Genomic DNA, 16518 nt, shown 5'->3' with positions numbered 1-16518 from the left:
CGTTTCTTTCCACGGACTGAAAACAAAAAATCCCCGGCTTGCCGGGGATTTTGCATATTAGGACTTGCGTCGCTTACTGCGCTGGCTTGCCATTGTCGGTGTCCGCAATCCGCGTCCGTGTCCGGCCTGCGAGATCCTGAATGAACTGCCAGGCCACACGCCCCGACCGCCCGCCGCGCGTGGTGCTCCATTCGAGTGACTGCGCATGCAGCTCTTCCCGGGAGATCGCGATGGCGAAATGCTGGGCATAGGCGTCGATCATCGCGAGATAATCCTTCTGGCTGCACTTGTAGAAGCCGAGCCACAGGCCGAATCGATCCGACAGGGAGACTTTTTCCTCCACCGCCTCCGAAGGGTTGATCGCGGTCGAGCGCTCGTTTTCCATCATGTCGCGGGGCAGGAGGTGGCGGCGGTTCGAGGTTGCATAGAGAAGCACATTGCCCGGACGCCCTTCGATACCGCCGTCCAGCACTGCTTTCAGCGATTTGTATGAGGTGTCGTCATGATCGAACGACAGGTCGTCGCAAAAGACGATGAAGGGAATGGATGCCGCCTTCAGGATCTCCATGAGCTGCGGCAGAGTGGCGATATCCTCGCGGTGCACCTCGACCAGCTTGAGCGGAACGCCCGTCCGCTGGATGACGGCGGCGTGCACGGACTTCACGAGCGACGACTTGCCCATGCCGCGCGCACCCCAGAGAAGCACGTTGTTTGCCGGAAAACCTTCTGCAAAGCGCAGCGTGTTGTCGAGAAGGATATCGCGCACATGATCGACGCTCTGGATGAGGGAGAGATCGATCCGGTTCGGCCGCGCCACAGGCTGCAGATGGGCCCGCGCCGGCGCCCAGACGAAGCATTCCGCGGCGTCGAGATCGTTGACCGCAGGGGCAGGGCCCGCAATGCGCTCCACCGCCGCAGACAGTCGGCGAACCTCGTCCATCAGCCGTTCGAGTGTCGCTTCGCTCATGTCGGTCTCCTCCGGTCCGCTGTGCCTCAAGGCGCGTTTGCGCCTCATCCGGCTGCGCTAACACGCGTCTTGATCTGGGGAAAGGTCACCTGACGACTGAAAAGTCCTTCTGCGCCGGGATAAACTATGCGAGAGGCAGGGTTCGGCGCGTTGCAATCGCAGCGGCCATTCTTATAGTGCGGCCATTCCGCGAAAGGGCGTTCCGCCCATCCGGCCGCAATTGTTGTTATTTGAGGAGTGATCGATGTTCATTACGGAAGCTTTCGCGCAGACGCCAGGTGCAACCGGCGCCGGCAGCGCGGACATTCTCATGTCCATCCTGCCGTTCCTGCTGATCTTCGTCGTGATGTACTTCCTGATCATCCGTCCGCAGCGCACGGCGCTGAAGCGTCGCGAGGAACTGCTGAAGAATATCCGCCGCGGCGACCAGGTCGTTACCGGTGGCGGCATTGTCGGCAAGGTCACGAAGGTCATCGACGACGGTGAACTCGAAGTGGAAATTGCTGACGGCATCAAGATTCGTGTGGTACGCAGTGGTGTGACCGAAGTCCGCGTCAAGGGCGAACCCGTCAAGGAATAACGGGCCGCTGCGGCAAAGACGACGATCCGATCGATCCACTGCGAAGCGCCGGGAGCGTCATGCCGCAAACCTCACGCTGGGGAACTGTCCTCGTTTGGCTCGTCGTTCTCGCGAGTCTCGTCGTGGCCCTGCCGAACGTGCTGCCACGTTCGCTTCTCGATAGCCTGCCGGACTGGGTTCCAGCCCGCCAGGTTGCGCTCGGGCTCGATCTTTCCGGCGGCTCGCGCATCGTGCTCAAGGTCGAGCGCGACGATGTGGCCAGGACCCGGCTGCAGGCCGCGACGGACGCCGTCGCGGCGCAATTGCGCAATGCCAATCTCGCCTATACCGATCTTTCGGGCACCGGCGAGGAGGTCACCTTCTCCCTTCAGGATGCCGCCCAGGCAGCGACGCTGCCGCAGGTCCTGGCGCCGTTGACCGGCGTGGTCGATCGCGGTCGCGGCGGCAAGGCCGTCAGCGAGTTGCGTTTCGTTGGCACCACCGATGGCCAGTCGCAACTGGCCCTGACGCCGGAAGGCATCGATGCGCGTCTCGCCGACGCGGTTGCCGACAGTATCGGCGTTCTCGAGCGGCGCCTCGTCGAGCTTGGCGTCGTTGCGCCGCGGCTCGGGCGACAGGGTGCCGACCGGATCGTGGTGCAGGTTCCAGGTCTCTATGATTCCGAACAGCTGAAGACCGTTCTGGGGCAGGGCGGCGCGTTCTCGTTCCGCATCGTCGATATGTCCACGACCGTCGAGCAGGCCGTGACCGGTTCGCCGCCGGCAGGCTCTGAGGTTCTCTATTCCGCGGAAGATCCACCGGTTGCCACGCTCGTACGGCGCCAGCCGGCAGTGACGACCGCCGATATCGCGGACGCCACGGCCACGACGGACACGCAGAATGGCGCTCCGGTGGTCGATCTCGTCTTTACCGAAGACGGTGCACGTCGATTCGCCGAGGCGACCAAAGCGGTTGCCGGTACCACCATGGCCGTCGTTCTCGATGGCTCGGTGATTGCCACCCCTCTCATTCGCGCAGCCGTGACCGACGGCCGCATGCGGGTCGTTGCCGACATGACGCCGGAGGGCGCTCAGGATCTGGCGCTCGTCCTGCGCGCCGGCGCCCTGCCGGCCTCGATCTCCGTTGCCGAGGAGCGCACCATCGGCGCCGGCCGCGGTTCCGATAGCATCGAGTCCATGCTGATCGCCGGCGCCATCGGCACGGTCATCATCATCGCCTTCATGGTCGGCTTCTACGGACGCTTCGGCGTCGTTGCCAGCATTGCCGTCGTCCTCAACGTCGTGATGATCGTCGCCGTCCTCACCGCGACCGGCCTGCCGCTGACGCTTCCGGGGCTCGCCGGCATCGTGCTGACGATCGGTATGGCCGTGGATTCCAACGTGCTGATCTTCGAGCGGTTTCGCGAAGAGGCGGCCGCGGGGCGCGATTTCCGCCAGGCGATCCAGCTCGGCTTCGCCCGCGCCTTCGGTGCCATCGTTGATGCCAATATCACCACGCTGATCGCCGCGATCATTCTTCTCTATCTCGGCAGCGGCTCCATTCGCGGCTTCGCCGTCACGCTCGCCATCGGTATCGTCACGACGCTCTTCACCGCCTTTACGCTCACCCGCGTAATGCTGGAGGCGTGGCAGCGTCGGCGCCCGCGCAAGCGCCTGCCGCGCGGCATCAAGACCGCGATGTTCGATCACCTCTCGTTCCGCTTCATGGCAGCGCGCCGCTACGTCTTCTCCGTCACGGCCGCGCTGTCTATCCTCACCGTCGTGCTGTTCGGCATGTTCGGCATTAATCTCGGTATCGATTTCTCCGGCGGCTCGGTCATCGAGGTGCAGGCCCGCGAGGGCAATGCCAATATCGGGGATATCCGTGCACGGCTCGACCAGCTCAATCTCGGCGACATCTCAGTCGAGCCCTATGGTTCGCCCCGCGATGCGGTCATCCGCGTTCAGTCGCGCGATGGCGGGGAGAATGCCGAGCAGACCGCGGTCATCCTGATCCGCGACGAGCTGGACAGCGCCTACGAGCTTCGCCGTGTCGAGGTCGTCGGTCCGACGGTGTCAGAAACCCTGACCCGCTCCGCCTCCATCGGCGTCGCGATCTCCCTGCTCGGTATCCTTCTCTACATCTGGGCGCGATATGAGTGGCAGTTCGCGGCCGGCGCCATCGTCGCAACGCTGCACGATGTCATCCTGACGATGGGACTTTTCGTCGTCACCGGCATGGAGTTCAACCTCACCAGCGTCGCGGCGCTGCTGACCATCGTCGGCTATTCGCTGAACGACACGGTCATCGTCTATGATCGCATCCGCGAGAATCTCAATCGCTTCCCGCGCATGCCCCTGCCGATCCTGATCGATACCGCCATCAACCAGACGCTGTCGCGCACCGTGCTGACGGGCGCGACGACGCTTCTGGCTCTGGCGGCGCTCAGCCTCTTCGGCAGCGATACGATCCGGCCATTTGCCGTCGTCCTGATGTTCGGGGTGGCCGTGGCGACCTTCTCCTCCATCTATGTCGCTGGGCCGGTGCTCATCCTCTTCCGGCTGAAGCGTGCCCGCGCCCGGGCGCGCGACATGCAGGGAGCAGCGTGATGCGCCGACCGATCGAAGTTCGCAATGCCCATTTTCCCGGCCGCGCGCCCATCGACGCCTACGGCAATGGTGGTTTCCGCTTTGCCGGCATGTCGCATCGCGGCTCGCTCCTGCTGCTTCCCTCGGGAATCTATGGCTGGGAGAGGCAAGAAGGCGAGCTACTGAGCGCTGCCGATTTCGATCGCGTGATCGCCGAGGCCGGCGACATCGAGGTCATCCTTGTCGGAACCGGCGCCAATATCCGGCCGCTCGCGGGCGACGTGAAAACGGCCTTCCGCAGTCGATCCATCTCATCGGATCCGATGAGCACGGGTGCCGCAGTTCGGACCTACAACATCATGCTGGCCGAAGAGCGCAACGTTGCCGCCGCTCTCGTCGCCGTGTGACGTGAACGATTCCCATGTCCGATACATCAACGCCTGACATTGCACCCGGCATGCCCGATTTTTCCGCAAGCCTCGCCGCACTCCGCGAAAGCGATCGCGACCGCTATCTCGCCTGCCTGTTGGCGCCCCCGGAAAAGCAGGGACCTTTGGCTGCACTCTACGCGTTCCATGCCGAGATCGCCCGCGTCCGCGATGTCGTGCGCGAACCGCTTCCGGGCGAAATCCGGCTGCAATGGTGGCGCGATGCGCTGGAGGATACCACCGGTTCCAAGGCCGATGGCAATCCGCTCGCCGAAGCGCTGCTGCACGCCATCCGCGACGCGCATCTGCCGATCGGCGTGCTGCTCGACATGATCGACGCTCGCGTATTCGATCTTTACGACGACCCGATGGAGAACCGGAGCGCACTGGAAGGCTATGCCGGCGAAACTGCCTCGGCCCTGATCCAGCTCGCCTGCCTTATCCTCGATCCGGAAACCGCGCGCGGCTCGGCCGATGCCGCCGGCCATGCGGGCGTCGCCCAGACGATTGCCGGGCTCCTGATGCTCGGCCCCATTCACCGACAGCGCGGTCAGGTCTATTTCCCGGCGGACCTTCTGACAGCCACCGGGCTCGACCGGACATCTTTCCTGAATGGTGCGGATCGTGCGGCCGTCACACGGGCGGTGCAGGCTTTGGCCGGGCTCGGACGGGAGCACCTTGGCAAGGCACGAGCGGCATCGCAGACCATCTCGCGGCAGAACCGGCCCGCCTTCGCGACCGTAGCCCTCGCCGAAAAGGTTTTCGCGCGTGCGGAGAAGGCAGGCGCCGATATTTTCGACCATTCCATCGTTCCACCGCAATGGCGGAGGCAATGGTGGATGTGGCGCGCAGCCCAAAGTGGTCGCTGGTAGGTCGTGGCACATTCGCGCAAGCCACGCGCGCTACAGGAATTCTCCATCAGGTTGCCGGAGATTGCCTGCGACTTGCGGCAAACGATAACATCGGGATGAAGCCGGTCCGTGACACGCCCGGCCGGAGAATGGAAAGATGCGATGATATCCTGGTTTGCCATCGTCGCATCGCTGTTTGCAGCGGCCTACATCTACCAGCGCATGAAGCGGCAGGAAGCCGAGGATCTGTCGGAACCGGACGAGGGACAGGCCATTCTCGATTTCGGCCGCGCCTTCCCCGATGAGGCGATCCGGGCCATTCATCCCACGGCCGACGGCCATGCCTTCTTCGTGAGGCTGCATGACGGCAAGGCGGGTATCGTGCTGTCGCAGGGGCGGCACTATCTCTGCCACCTGATCGTTCCCGGTAAGGTACGGATCACCCACGCCCAAAGCGGCCGAGGCCTCGCCTTGTCGTTCAACGACACGGCGACCTTCGACGGAACCTACGAGTTTCCCAACGCCGAAACAGCCGCCGAGGTCTCTCTCTGGATCCTCGGCAGCTTCAGTTCCTGAACCAGACGGACAGGCCAGACTCAGGCGGACTTAAGCAGTGCTTTGTCCTCTGCAAGCCAGGCGGCGCAGTCCGCAAGGGCTCTGTTCGCAACGAGGCCCTTCTTGACGATCGCCTTGTCCTTGCCGCGAAAGCGCTTCACGCCCTCCGGCTTGACGATGGCGCCGGGATCGAGCGGCGGAAACAGGCCGAAATTGACATTCATCGGCTGGAAAGAGCGCTTGCCCGGCTCTTCGTCCGAGACGATGTGTCCCCCCGTGATGTGGCCGAGAAGCGCGCCGAAGGCCGTGGTTGGCGGCGGTAGATGTAGAGCCTCTCCCTTGCGCTCGGCTGCCGCGAAGCGACCGGCGAGAAGCCCGATGCTGGCGCTCTCCACATAGCCCTCGCAGCCCGTGATCTGACCGGCAAAACGCAGACCGGGACGCGATTTCAGCGTCAGAGAGTGATCGAGCAGGACAGGCGAATTCAGATAGGTATTGCGATGCAGGCCGCCGAGGCGCGCGAACTCTGCCCGCTCCAGGCCGGGAATCATACGGATGATATCGGCCTGCGCGCCGTATTTCAGCTTCGTCTGGAAGCCGACCATGTTGTAGAGCGTGCCGAGCGCGTTGTCCTGCCGGAGTTGCACGACGGCATAGGCTTTGACCGTCGGGTTGTGCGCATTGGTAAGGCCCATCGGTTTCATCGGGCCGTGGCGAAGCGTTTCGCGTCCGCGCTCCGCCATCACCTCGATCGGAAGGCAACCGTCGAAATAGGGCGTTCCCTCCCATTCCTTGAAGCCGATCCGGTCGCCGGCGATCAGCGCATCGACGAACGCGTTGTATTGCGCCTCGTCCATGGGGCAGTTGATATAGTCCTTGCCCGTGCCGCCGGGGCCGACCTTGTCGTAGCGCGACTGGAACCAGCAGACATCCATGTCGATCGTCTCGGTATGGATGATCGGCGCAATGGCGTCGAAGAAGGCAAGCGCGTCCGCACCCGTCTGCGCCTGGATGGCCTCGGCGAGGGCTGGTGCGGTCAGGGGGCCCGTGGCGATGATGGCGAGATCCCAGGCCTCGGGTGGCAGCGCGGAGACTTCTTCGCGCGTCAACTCGATCAGCGGATGGTCGTTGATCGCCTGCGTGACGGCCGCCGAGAAACCTTCGCGATCGACCGCAAGCGCGCCGCCAGCCGGCACCTGATTGCGGTCGGCGCACGCCATGATCAGCGAGCCCGCCAGCCGCATCTCGGCATGCAGCACACCGACGGCGTTGCTGGTGGCGTCGTCGGAGCGGAAGGAGTTGGAGCAGACCAGTTCGGCAAGATGGTCCGTCTTGTGCGCCTCGGTTTCGCGCACGCCGCGCATCTCGTGCAGGATGACGGGAATACCGGACTGGGCGATCTGCCACGCGGCTTCGCTGCCGGCGAGGCCGCCGCCGATGACATGAATGGGGGAGTAGGAGCTGTACTTCGTCATGGCGCGTTCATAGAGCAAAACGGATCGGCCCGGAAGGGTGGGCACGTCGCGGTACCGCATCTCTGCGCGCGCCCCACAAACGAAAGCGGCGCCCCGAAGAGCGCCGCTGGCATACAGTCTCGAAAATCCGCCGATTAACGGTAGGAGCGCGAAGCGATGTTGCGAATGTCGAAACGCGTGATGCCGATGTCGGACAGGGCGTGGTTCGACAGGTTGCCGAGTTCGGCAACGGTGCGGCGGTAGTTGATCCAGCTCTTGGCGATGCGAATGGGGTTCATGGTCTTATCCTTCGGTATCATGGTGAGCGGCATGCATTTCAGCCATCTCGTTGACGCTGTTTATACGCCCATGGTTTGGGAAGGTGGAGTGCAAAGACTATGCATCTGCCATGCATTTGTGCAGATGCCTGCACATTTAGCGCGCATCCAATCGGTCTGACCAATTTTGTAGCGCATCACTGACGGAACGCGGAAGAGGCCGGAAAGGCCATGTCGAAACGCTGGATCTCACAAACGAAAACGCCCTCCGGCGGGACCGAAGGGCGCTTGAATTTTCGAAGCCTTGCGGCTTATGTCGCTTAGCGAACAGCCTTGCGAGCGACGCTGAGAATCTCGCTGCGGCCGATGCCGAGGTCGTTCAGTTCGCGATCGCTCATGCGGCCGAGTTCCGAAACGGTTTGACGATACTTGCGCCATGTGGAGAAAGAGCGGGTGATGTTCATGTCCGGTTTCCTTTTGGAAATGCCGGCATATCGCACCGGCGCGTTGTCATGACGCTGATATAGCCAATCAAATCGATTAGAGGCAGGGTGTTTGCTGCATCGCACCCATGCGGCCCGCGCAAACCTCGCCAAGGGGAAGGAGCGGGAGGTGGCGACGAGGGCTCCGGAAGGAGAAGGTAATATCCCTGCGCGCGATCACCGAAAAAACCGCATTTTCCCTTTGATCCCCAGGGAACGGGTGTTATAGAGACGCCGCGCTCGGGAAGGCTTGGACCCGGTTGCGGCAGGAATAGTGTATCTCCCGCCCATCCGTAGAGACCAGGCAGCCGCTTCTGAACGCGGGTATGGTGAAATTGGTAGACACGCCAGATTTAGGTTCTGGTGCCGTAAGGCGTGGGAGTTCAAGTCTCTCTACCCGCACCAGATAGACGAATGGGTCGGTATAGATCCGGCGGCAGCGCTGTTTTGCTTGCAAAATGGCGTTCGATTTGCGTAAAGCCACTCCCGGCACCCGGATCGGCTCGCCTGAAGCATTCAATGGCAGAGCCCTGTCAACGTGAAATGAAGGTTGGAACATGCAGGTTATCGAAACGCTCGCGGATGGGCTGAAGCGCGAACTCAAGGTCGTCATCCCGGCAAAGGACATGCAGGCGCGCATGAACGAGCGCCTCGCCGATGCCAAGGACAAGGTCAAGATCAACGGCTTCCGTCCGGGCAAGGTACCGGTTGCACATCTCAAGAAGATGTACGGCAAGTCGATCATGGCTGAGCTCGTCAACGAGCTGGTCCGCGACAAGCCCACCGAGATCCTGTCGGAGCGCGGCGAAAAGTCTGCGACCCAGCCGGAAGTGGCGATGACCGAGGACGAGGCGGAAGCCGAAAAGATCCTCAGCGCCGAAGCCGATTTCGAATTCACGCTCGCCTATGAAGTCATCCCGGCCATCGAGCTGAAAGACGTCAGCGGCATCAAGATCACGCGCGAAGTGGTCGATATCGCCGAAGACGAAGTTACCGAGCAGATCATGCGCATCGCTGAAAGCGCGCGCACCTTCGAAGACAAGACCGGTGCAGCCGAAAATGGCGATCGTGTCACGATCGACTACCTCGGCAAGGTCGATGGCGAAGCCTTCGACGGCGGCAAGGACGAAGACGCGGAGCTGGTTCTCGGCTCCAACCGCTTCATCCCCGGCTTCGAAGAGCAGCTGGTCGGCGCCTCCACCGGCGACGAGAAGACGATCAACGTCACGTTCCCGGCAGAATATCCGGCTGCGAACCTCGCCGGCAAGGAAGCCACCTTCGATATCAAGGTCAAGTCGGTTGCCGCGCCCGGCGCTGTCGAGATCAACGACGAACTGGCCACCAAGCTTGGCGTCGAATCGGCTGACAAGCTGAAGGAAATCGTCCGCGGCCAGATCGAGAGCCAGTACGGTTCGATGACGCGCCAGAAGGTCAAGCGTCAGATGCTCGACCAGCTGGACGAAATGTACCAGTTCGATACCCCGCAGCGCCTCGTCGATGCCGAGTTCGAAAACATCTGGCGCCAGATCAACACCGATCTGGAACAGGCCGGCAAGACCTTTGCCGATGAAGAAACGACGGAAGAAGAAGCCCGCGTCGAGTACCGCAAGCTTGCGGAACGCCGCGTTCGTCTCGGCCTCGTTCTTTCGGAAATCGGCGAAAAGGCCGGCGTCACTGTGACGGACGAAGAAATGCAGCGTTCGCTGTTCGACCAGCTGCGCCAGTTCCCCGGCCAGGAAAAGCAGATCATCGACTACTTCCAGAAGACCCCGGGTGCTGCCGCTTCGCTGCGCGCCCCGCTGTTCGAAGAAAAGGTCGTCGATCATCTCCTTTCCGAAGTCAGCGTGACCGACAAGACGGTCAGCAAGGAAGAACTGATGGCAGATGACGAGGACGGCAACGACAAGCCGGCCAAGACGTCTGCCAAGAAGAAGTCGGCTGCCAAGGCCGATGCTGCCGAAGGCGAAGAAACCGCCGAAGCCGCTGCACCGAAGAAGAAGGCCGCTTCCAAGAAGAAGGCCACAGACGACAACGCCGCCGAGTAATCGGCGCGCAGTCCGGATATTGAAAACCCCGCCGGTTTCGCCGGCGGGGTTTTTCGGTTGGGGCGGTAAGCGTTGGCTTGCGACGCTGAATTTGGCCGCTCATGTGCGGCTGCCCCTCACCCTAGCCTTCTCCCCGCATGCGGGGAGAGGGGACGCGGTTGCGCTTTCGTATCTTTCCGAGATTAAGCAGGCAGCTACAGGCGACGAATGCTAACTTGAGGTCCCTTCTCCCCGCGCGCGGGGAGAAGGTCGCGGCAGCGGGATGAGGGGCTCTTCGTCTGTGGTCATAGCTTCAAAGCAGTCTCAACGCGCCGTACTCTTCAGATCGCCCATGCGGTTCCAGGCATCGAGACCCGCGATCTTGTAGGCTTCGGCGAGCGTCGGATAGTTGAAGGTGTTCTCGACGAAGTATTCGACCGTGCCCTTCAGGTTGAGGACGGCCTGGCCGATATGGACGAGTTCGGTCGCACCTTCGCCGACGATATGGATGCCGAGAAGGCGGCGGGTCTTGAGCGAGAAGATCAGTTTCAGGAGGCCCGAATCAAGGCCCATGATGTGCCCGCGCGAGGTTTCGCGGAACCGCGCGAGGCCGCATTCGTAAGGGATGCCGCGCGTCTTTACCTCTTCCTCGGTCAGGCCGCAGGTCGAGATCTCGGGGACGGCATAGATGCCGTAGGGGAAGAACTTCGGCGGCTCCTTGGCGATGGCGCCGACGGCCACGCGTGCCGCGATCCGGCCCTGTTCCATGGAGGTCGAGGCAAGGCTTGGGAAACCGATGACGTCGCCCGCCGCGTAGATGTTGGGCACGGAGGTCTGGAAGGTCTCGGGATTGACGCTGAGCCGTCCGCGCGTATCGGCCTGCAGGCCGGCGGCTGCAAGGTTGAGCGATTCGGTCGCCCCCATGCGCCCGGCTGCAAACAGCACCATCTCGCAGATGATCACACGCCCGCTGTCGAGGGTGATCTGGCATTTGCCATCCGGCAACCGCTCCACCTTGTCGGCCTTCTGGCCGAGATGCAGCTTCATGTTTCGGTCGCGCAGCTGATAGGTGAAGTCCTCGACGATTTCCTTGTCGATGAAGTCGAGCATGGTCGATTTCGGGTCGATGATCGTCACGGCCGTATCGAGCGCGCTGAAGATCGTCGCATATTCGATGCCGATGACGCCAGCGCCGATGACGGCCATGGAGCGCGGCAGTTCCTCGATGTCGAGAAGCTCGTCGCTGTCCAGCACGGTCTTGCCGTCGAAGGGAATGTAGTCGGGGCGGAAGGGCTTCGTGCCGACGGCAAGCAGGATGCTCATGCCGGTGATCTGCACCACCTCGCCGTCTTCCTTGACGATCTGCATGGTGTTGACGTCGACGAAGCTCGCGCGTCCCCGGATATGCTGCACGCGGTTGCGGGCGAACTGGTGCTCCAGAACCTCGACCTCGTGGTCGAGGGTGATGATCAGGCGGCGGCGCAGGTCCTCGGCGCTGATCTGTTCCTTGACGCGATAGGCGCGCCCGTAGAAGCCGCGTTCGCGCCAGCCGGAGAGGTTCAGTGCCGTCTCGCGCATCGTCTTCGAGGGAATGGTGCCGGTGTGCACGGAAACACCACCGACGCGTTTGCCCTGCTCGATCACCACCACTTTCTTGCCGAGCTTGGCGGCCTGGATGGCGGCGCGACGGCCAGCGGGGCCGCTGCCGACGACGATGAGGTCATACTGCATCATGGAATGTTTCCGATAGGAGGATGAATCGTTGTGCGTTGCGGCAAATGTCGCGCGTCAATGGCCTATAGGTCAATCATGGAGACTGTATGAACGACGCAAAATGGCGAGAAACCGACAGGGTGGCAAGCCCTGCGCGAGCCTGAGAGACCGCGGGAAGGAAAGTCTCTAGATGAGGCGCAGTCCCCGGAGGCTCGCATGACCGTCGCGGCCGATGATGATGTGGTCGTGGACCGTGACGCCGAGCGGCTTTGCCGTATCAATGATGGTCTTCGTCATGTCGATATCCGCCCGTGACGGCGTCGGATCGCCGGAGGGGTGGTTGTGGACGAGGATGACGGCGGTCGCCGAAAGCTCCAGCGCTCGCTTGACGACCTCGCGCGGATAGACGGGCGTATGGTCGATGGTGCCAGTCTGCTGAACTTCGTCGGCAATCAGGGCATTGCGCTTGTCGAGGAACAGGATTCGGAACTGCTCGCGCGTCTCGTTGGCCATGGCGGCATGGCAATATTCGATCACTTGCGACCAGGACGAGAGCACCTTCTTGCCCCGCAACTCGCTTTTCAACATGCGGTGGGCAATGGTCGAGACGAGCTTCAGGTCGAGGGCGACGGCCTCTCCGATACCCTTGACCTCCTGCAGCAGCGCCGGCGGCGCACCAAGGACCCCGGAGAGGGTGCCGAACCGGTCGAGAAGCGCCTTGGCGATCGGCTTGGTATCGCGGCGCGGGATGAGGCGGAACAAGAGAAGTTCGAGGAGTTCGTAATCGGCAAGCGCCGTGTCGCCATTGTCGCGGTAACGGCTTCTCAAGCGGTCGCGATGTCCGTGATAGTGCGCCTCGTCGGCATCTTTCACAGGCGGCTTCGGCGTAAACCTTCCCTGTCTTGACGCGGATGCAGGGCGGGCCGGCTGGTCGGCGAAGAAGCCGCGTTCGTCCGCAGGCTCCGGCGCGTCGCCGTCGAGATCGAAGGGAGGTTTTGTGCCCATCACGCCGCCGGCAGGCCGGGTCGGTCGAGACCGGCGGGCGAGAGCGTGAAGATCTCGCAGCCATCGGCCGTCACACCGACGGCATGTTCGTACTGGGCCGACAGCGATCTGTCGCGTGTGACCGCCGTCCAGCCATCCGCCAGCACCTTCACATGCGGCCGGCCGAGATTGATCATCGGCTCGATGGTGAAGATCATGCCTTCACGCATTTCCGGCCCATCACTGGCCCGGCCGTAATGCAGAATGTTCGGCGCATCATGGAACAGCCGCCCGACGCCATGGCCGCAAAAATCCCGCACCACGGAGCAGCGTTCGGCTTCGGCAAAGGTCTGTATGGCCTCGCCGATCGCGCCGATGCGGGCGCCGGGCTTCACCGCGGCGATGCCGCGCATCAGGCACTCATGCGTCACCTCCAGCAGTCGCTGCGCCGCGCGCTTGATCTCGCCGACCGGATACATCCGGCTCGAATCGCCATGCCAGCCGTCCACCACATAGGTCACGTCGATATTGACGACGTCGCCTTCGCGCAGCGGCTTGTCGTTGGGAATGCCGTGGCAGACGACATGGTTGATCGAGGTGCAGGACGATTTGGTGTAGCCGCGATAGTTCAGCGTCGCGGGGAGAACGCCGTTCTCCATGCCGAAGTCGAACACGAACCGGTCGATCGCATCCGTGGTGACGCCCGGCTTGACGATATCGACCAGCGCATCGAGACAGCGCGCGGTGATGAGGCAGGCCCGTCGCATGCCTTCGAAATCCTCTGCCGTGTGCAGGCGGATGACGCCGGTGTTTCGCGTGGGCGCGGCCGCCGCTTCGATGTAGTTGACCATAGCCCGACTCTTCCTGCTTGCCTGTCTTGCGTCTTCTGCGGTCCTGGAGATCCCGCTTGGGGGATGTCAGGCCGACCTCAAGCCTATGCTAGAGGCAAGGACGGATGTCGGCAATGAAGGCGATCGCGAAACCACAGCCCAAACCGTCGAAGTTCTGGAAATATTTGACCCGCCTCCAGGCACCGGCCGTTCGCTCAGGCGCGAACTCTGACATAGGAGCCCGGAGCTTCCTCGATCGAGTTCATCGAGCCGCCCGTGCGTCTGGCAGGAACCCGCTCTCCATCGAGCGAGGCCACCCAGTCATGCCAGTTAGGCCACCAAGAGCCAGACGTTTCCTTGGCGCTTGCGATCCAGTCTTCCAGTTCTCCGACCGGCGGGCCGCCCGTCCAGAACTGGTACTTCCGCTTGTCCGGCGGATTGACCACGCCGGCGATGTGGCCGGAGCCGGACAGGACATAGGTGACCGCGCCGCCGAAGGCGCTGCTGCCGAGAAAGACGGACTTCGCCGGCGCGATATGATCTTCCCGTGTCGCGAGGTTGTAGACGGGGATCGTCACGTCCTTCAGCGACAGCGTCTTGCCCGCCAGCACCATCTCGCCGCGGCTGAGCTTGTTCTCGAGGTAGCAATTGCGCAGGTAGAAAGAGTGGTTCGCCGCCGGCATGCGGGTCGAATCGGCGTTCCAATAGAGAAGGTCGAAGGCCGAGGGCTCGACGCCCTTCAGGTAGTTATTGACGAAATAAGGCCAGATCAGTTCGGAAGCGCGCAGCATGTTGAAGGCAAGCGCCATGCTCGACCCTTCGAGATAACCTTTCTCGCTCATGCGCTTTTCGATCTGCGAGATCTGGTCCTCATCGACGAACACCTTGAGATCGCCGGCATGGGTGAAATCGACCTGCGTCGTGAACAGCGTCGCCGACCGGATGCGCCGGTCGCCTTCCTGCGCATGTAGCGCGAGCGTTGCCGCGAGCAGCGTGCCACCGACGCAATAGCCCACCGCGTTGACCTCGTCTTCGCCGGTCGCCTGCTTCACCGTGTCGAGCGCGAAGCCGATGCCCTCGCGCGCATAGGATTCCCAGTCCTTGGCCGCATGGCGCTCGTCGGGGTTCACCCAGGAGATGACGAAGACCGTGTGGCCCTGGTCCACGGCCCACTTGATGAAGGACTTCTGCGGGTTGAGGTCGAGAACGTAGAACTTGTTGATCCAGGGCGGGCAGATGAGGAGAGGGCGCCTCAGCACCGTTTCCGTCGTCGCATCGTACTGGATGACCTGACAGACGTCGCTTTGTGCCAGCACCTTGCCCGGCGTCAGCGCGATATTCTCACCGATCGCAAACTTGCTCGTGTCGCTCTGGCGCAGACGCAGTTCGCCTTTGCCGGAGAGAATGTCCTCGGCCAGCATCCGCATGCCGTTGACGAGATTGGCGCCATTGGCGGCGACCGTCTCGCGGTAGAGCTGCGGATTGGTCGCGATGAAGTTGGACGGGGAGAGGGCCTCTGTGACCTGCCGCACATAGAACGCGGCCTTGTGGCGCGTGTGCTCGTCCAGTCCCTCCGTCTGCGTCACCATCTTCTCCGCCCAGTCGGAGAGGACGAGATAGGCCTGCCGCAGCATGTCGAAGAAGGGGTTGGCGATCCAGTCCGGATCGGCGAAGCGCTTGTCGCGGGGTGGCTCAAGCGTCGGCGTCTCGCTTGGCGGTATGTCGAGGCCGCTGGCTTTCTGCAGGCTGCGCGTCCACATGCCCATCATACTGGTCATCAGATGCGTCTGCGCCTCGAACGACCGGCGGGGATCCGACATCCAGTATTCGGAAACCTTGGAGAGGGTCTTTACGAGATCCGTCATCGGATCGGCGATCGTATCGACCTTCTCGCCGCTTTCGCGCGGCGCAAGCCAGGCGGACGCCGCCTTGCCCACATGCTCCAGCGAGCGGGCCAGGTTGACGGTCAGGGCCTCGGGATCCTTGATCAGATAAGCTTCGACGGCTTTCGGATCGAAGCCCGGAAAAGCGCGTCCGCCGTTGCCGGTCGTCTTGTCGTCTCCCACCAGATCCTCCCGCCATATCTCTTTGTTTTGGCTTTTTACATTCTGCCGGAATATCACTACAAGTGCCAGCGGATGTTGCCATGCGGGGCAGGGAAGCGCCACGCAGATTGGCGACCACCGGACGATCTGGGTTTTAGAGGGCTATCATGAAATTGCTGTCGGGACATTCGATGCTGCGCACTGCGGCGATCAGCGCGATCAGCGCGCTCTGCGCCACTGCCGTCGGCTGCACGACCCCTCAGGCCGATCGTACACCGGCCTACACCTCCACGATGGCGCGCCCGGTGCCGACCAACGTCTATCCGCGCATCGAGGGCAAACTTTCCGCTGCCGCGCCGCAGATGACGAACGAGGAGGCCACGAGTGTTTCGACGCGGCTGAGTGCACTCTCGGCCCGCCGCGCATCCGGCGCCATCTCCGAGGCGGAATACCGTCGCCGGCTCGCCGAACTGAACGCGCTTGCGGAACACCACGGTGCCGACACGCTCAACGAGATTCGCGATTAAGGCTTGCCTTTCGAGCCGTTTGGACGCAAAGCCAGAACGTCGACCGAGGGGTGGATCAGGCCTTTTCATGAGGCGTTTCCGGTCGTGTTGCAGCGTTGCAGGCCGTAGAGCACGTCCTGCCATGTTGCAGATCTCCCCCTGTCGCAGTGTTTCCGGTGTGCGGTCAAAAACGCCAGCTTCGGAAAGGGTGCGACGGACATACTGCAGAAGAAAGCGTCATCATTTCGCCGATA

Annotated in this window: 15 protein-coding genes and 1 tRNA gene; 8 read left to right on the top strand and 8 right to left on the bottom strand. The window is 62.6% G+C overall.

Annotated features, from left to right (window positions below; all coding sequences use genetic code 11):
• Positions 1 to 73: 73 nt before the first annotated feature.
• Positions 74 to 967 (bottom strand): ATP-binding protein, encoded by an 894-nt coding sequence (locus tag C8J33_RS04915; RefSeq protein ID WP_132663333.1) that lies wholly within the window; start codon positions 965 to 967, stop codon positions 74 to 76.
• 244 nt (positions 968 to 1211) lie between these two features.
• Here C8J33_RS04915 and yajC point away from each other — a divergent pair, with 244 nt between their 5' ends.
• The 5 genes from yajC to C8J33_RS04890 all read left to right on the top strand — a co-directional run bounded on the left by yajC (position 1212) and on the right by C8J33_RS04890 (position 5969).
• Entirely contained in the window at positions 1212 to 1547 is a 336-nt protein-coding gene (gene yajC, locus C8J33_RS04910; protein ID WP_092987599.1) for a preprotein translocase subunit YajC, read from the top strand.
• 59 nt (positions 1548 to 1606) lie between these two features.
• Entirely contained in the window at positions 1607 to 4135 is a 2529-nt protein-coding gene (gene secD / locus C8J33_RS04905; RefSeq protein WP_132663332.1) for a protein translocase subunit SecD, read from the top strand.
• The gene (locus C8J33_RS04900) at positions 4135 to 4521 is read left to right on the top strand and encodes an Mth938-like domain-containing protein (protein WP_132663331.1); all 387 of its coding nucleotides are present in this window, start codon (positions 4135 to 4137) and stop codon (positions 4519 to 4521) included. The genes secD and C8J33_RS04900 overlap by 1 nt, the downstream gene beginning before the upstream one ends.
• Before the next feature lie 50 nt (positions 4522 to 4571).
• Positions 4572 to 5414: a phytoene/squalene synthase family protein gene (locus C8J33_RS04895; protein WP_132664454.1), complete on the top strand. Its 843-nt coding sequence runs from the start codon at positions 4572 to 4574 to the stop codon at positions 5412 to 5414.
• 144 nt (positions 5415 to 5558) lie between these two features.
• Positions 5559 to 5969: a hypothetical protein gene (locus tag C8J33_RS04890; RefSeq protein WP_422038052.1), complete on the top strand. Its 411-nt coding sequence runs from the start codon at positions 5559 to 5561 to the stop codon at positions 5967 to 5969.
• Positions 5970 to 5989: 20 nt separating this feature from the next.
• Here the strand turns inward: C8J33_RS04890 and trmFO are convergent, their stop codons facing one another.
• The 3 genes from trmFO to C8J33_RS04875 form a co-directional block, all read right to left on the bottom strand.
• Positions 5990 to 7423 (bottom strand): methylenetetrahydrofolate--tRNA-(uracil(54)-C(5))-methyltransferase (FADH(2)-oxidizing) TrmFO, encoded by a 1434-nt coding sequence (trmFO, locus tag C8J33_RS04885; protein ID WP_132663330.1) that lies wholly within the window; start codon positions 7421 to 7423, stop codon positions 5990 to 5992.
• 134 nt (positions 7424 to 7557) lie between these two features.
• The gene (locus C8J33_RS04880; RefSeq protein ID WP_082477357.1) at positions 7558 to 7701 is read right to left on the bottom strand and encodes a DUF1127 domain-containing protein; all 144 of its coding nucleotides are present in this window, start codon (positions 7699 to 7701) and stop codon (positions 7558 to 7560) included.
• Between the two features lie 299 nt (positions 7702 to 8000).
• Positions 8001 to 8144, bottom strand: coding sequence for a DUF1127 domain-containing protein (locus tag C8J33_RS04875; RefSeq protein ID WP_092933639.1), 144 nt, complete (start codon positions 8142 to 8144; stop codon positions 8001 to 8003).
• A 338-nt stretch (positions 8145 to 8482) separates the two neighbouring features.
• Here C8J33_RS04875 and C8J33_RS04870 point away from each other — a divergent pair.
• Both C8J33_RS04870 and tig read left to right on the top strand, forming a co-directional pair.
• Positions 8483 to 8567: transfer RNA gene (locus C8J33_RS04870), tRNA-Leu, on the top strand.
• A gap of 152 nt (positions 8568 to 8719) precedes the next feature.
• Complete coding sequence (gene tig, locus C8J33_RS04865; RefSeq protein ID WP_132663329.1) at positions 8720 to 10207, top strand: trigger factor; 1488 nt, start codon at positions 8720 to 8722, stop codon at positions 10205 to 10207.
• A 303-nt stretch (positions 10208 to 10510) separates the two neighbouring features.
• Here tig and sthA read toward each other — a convergent pair whose 3' ends face one another.
• The 4 genes from sthA to C8J33_RS04845 form a co-directional block, all read right to left on the bottom strand.
• Entirely contained in the window at positions 10511 to 11920 is a 1410-nt protein-coding gene (gene sthA, locus C8J33_RS04860) for a Si-specific NAD(P)(+) transhydrogenase (RefSeq protein ID WP_132663328.1), read from the bottom strand.
• 165 nt (positions 11921 to 12085) lie between these two features.
• Complete coding sequence (radC, locus tag C8J33_RS04855) at positions 12086 to 12904, bottom strand: RadC family protein (protein ID WP_132663327.1); 819 nt, start codon at positions 12902 to 12904, stop codon at positions 12086 to 12088.
• Positions 12904 to 13734: a type I methionyl aminopeptidase gene (gene map / locus C8J33_RS04850; RefSeq protein ID WP_110732415.1), complete on the bottom strand. Its 831-nt coding sequence runs from the start codon at positions 13732 to 13734 to the stop codon at positions 12904 to 12906. The genes radC and map overlap by 1 nt, the downstream gene beginning before the upstream one ends.
• A gap of 194 nt (positions 13735 to 13928) precedes the next feature.
• Positions 13929 to 15779 carry a PHA/PHB synthase family protein gene (locus tag C8J33_RS04845; RefSeq protein WP_132663326.1) on the bottom strand — a complete coding sequence of 617 codons (1851 nt, stop codon included), beginning with the start codon at positions 15777 to 15779 and terminating at the stop codon, positions 13929 to 13931.
• 146 nt (positions 15780 to 15925) lie between these two features.
• Here C8J33_RS04845 and C8J33_RS04840 point away from each other — a divergent pair, with 146 nt between their 5' ends.
• Entirely contained in the window at positions 15926 to 16285 is a 360-nt protein-coding gene (locus C8J33_RS04840) for an SHOCT domain-containing protein (RefSeq protein ID WP_245507059.1), read from the top strand.
• Positions 16286 to 16518 lie beyond the last annotated feature (233 nt).

It is taken from the genome of Rhizobium sp. PP-CC-3G-465 (genome assembly GCF_004343445.1).
Taxonomy (GTDB): domain Bacteria; phylum Pseudomonadota; class Alphaproteobacteria; order Rhizobiales; family Rhizobiaceae; genus Ferranicluibacter; species Ferranicluibacter rubi.
Note: the sequence above shows the minus strand (reverse complement) of the source record. Positions and strands in the feature narration are given on the sequence as shown.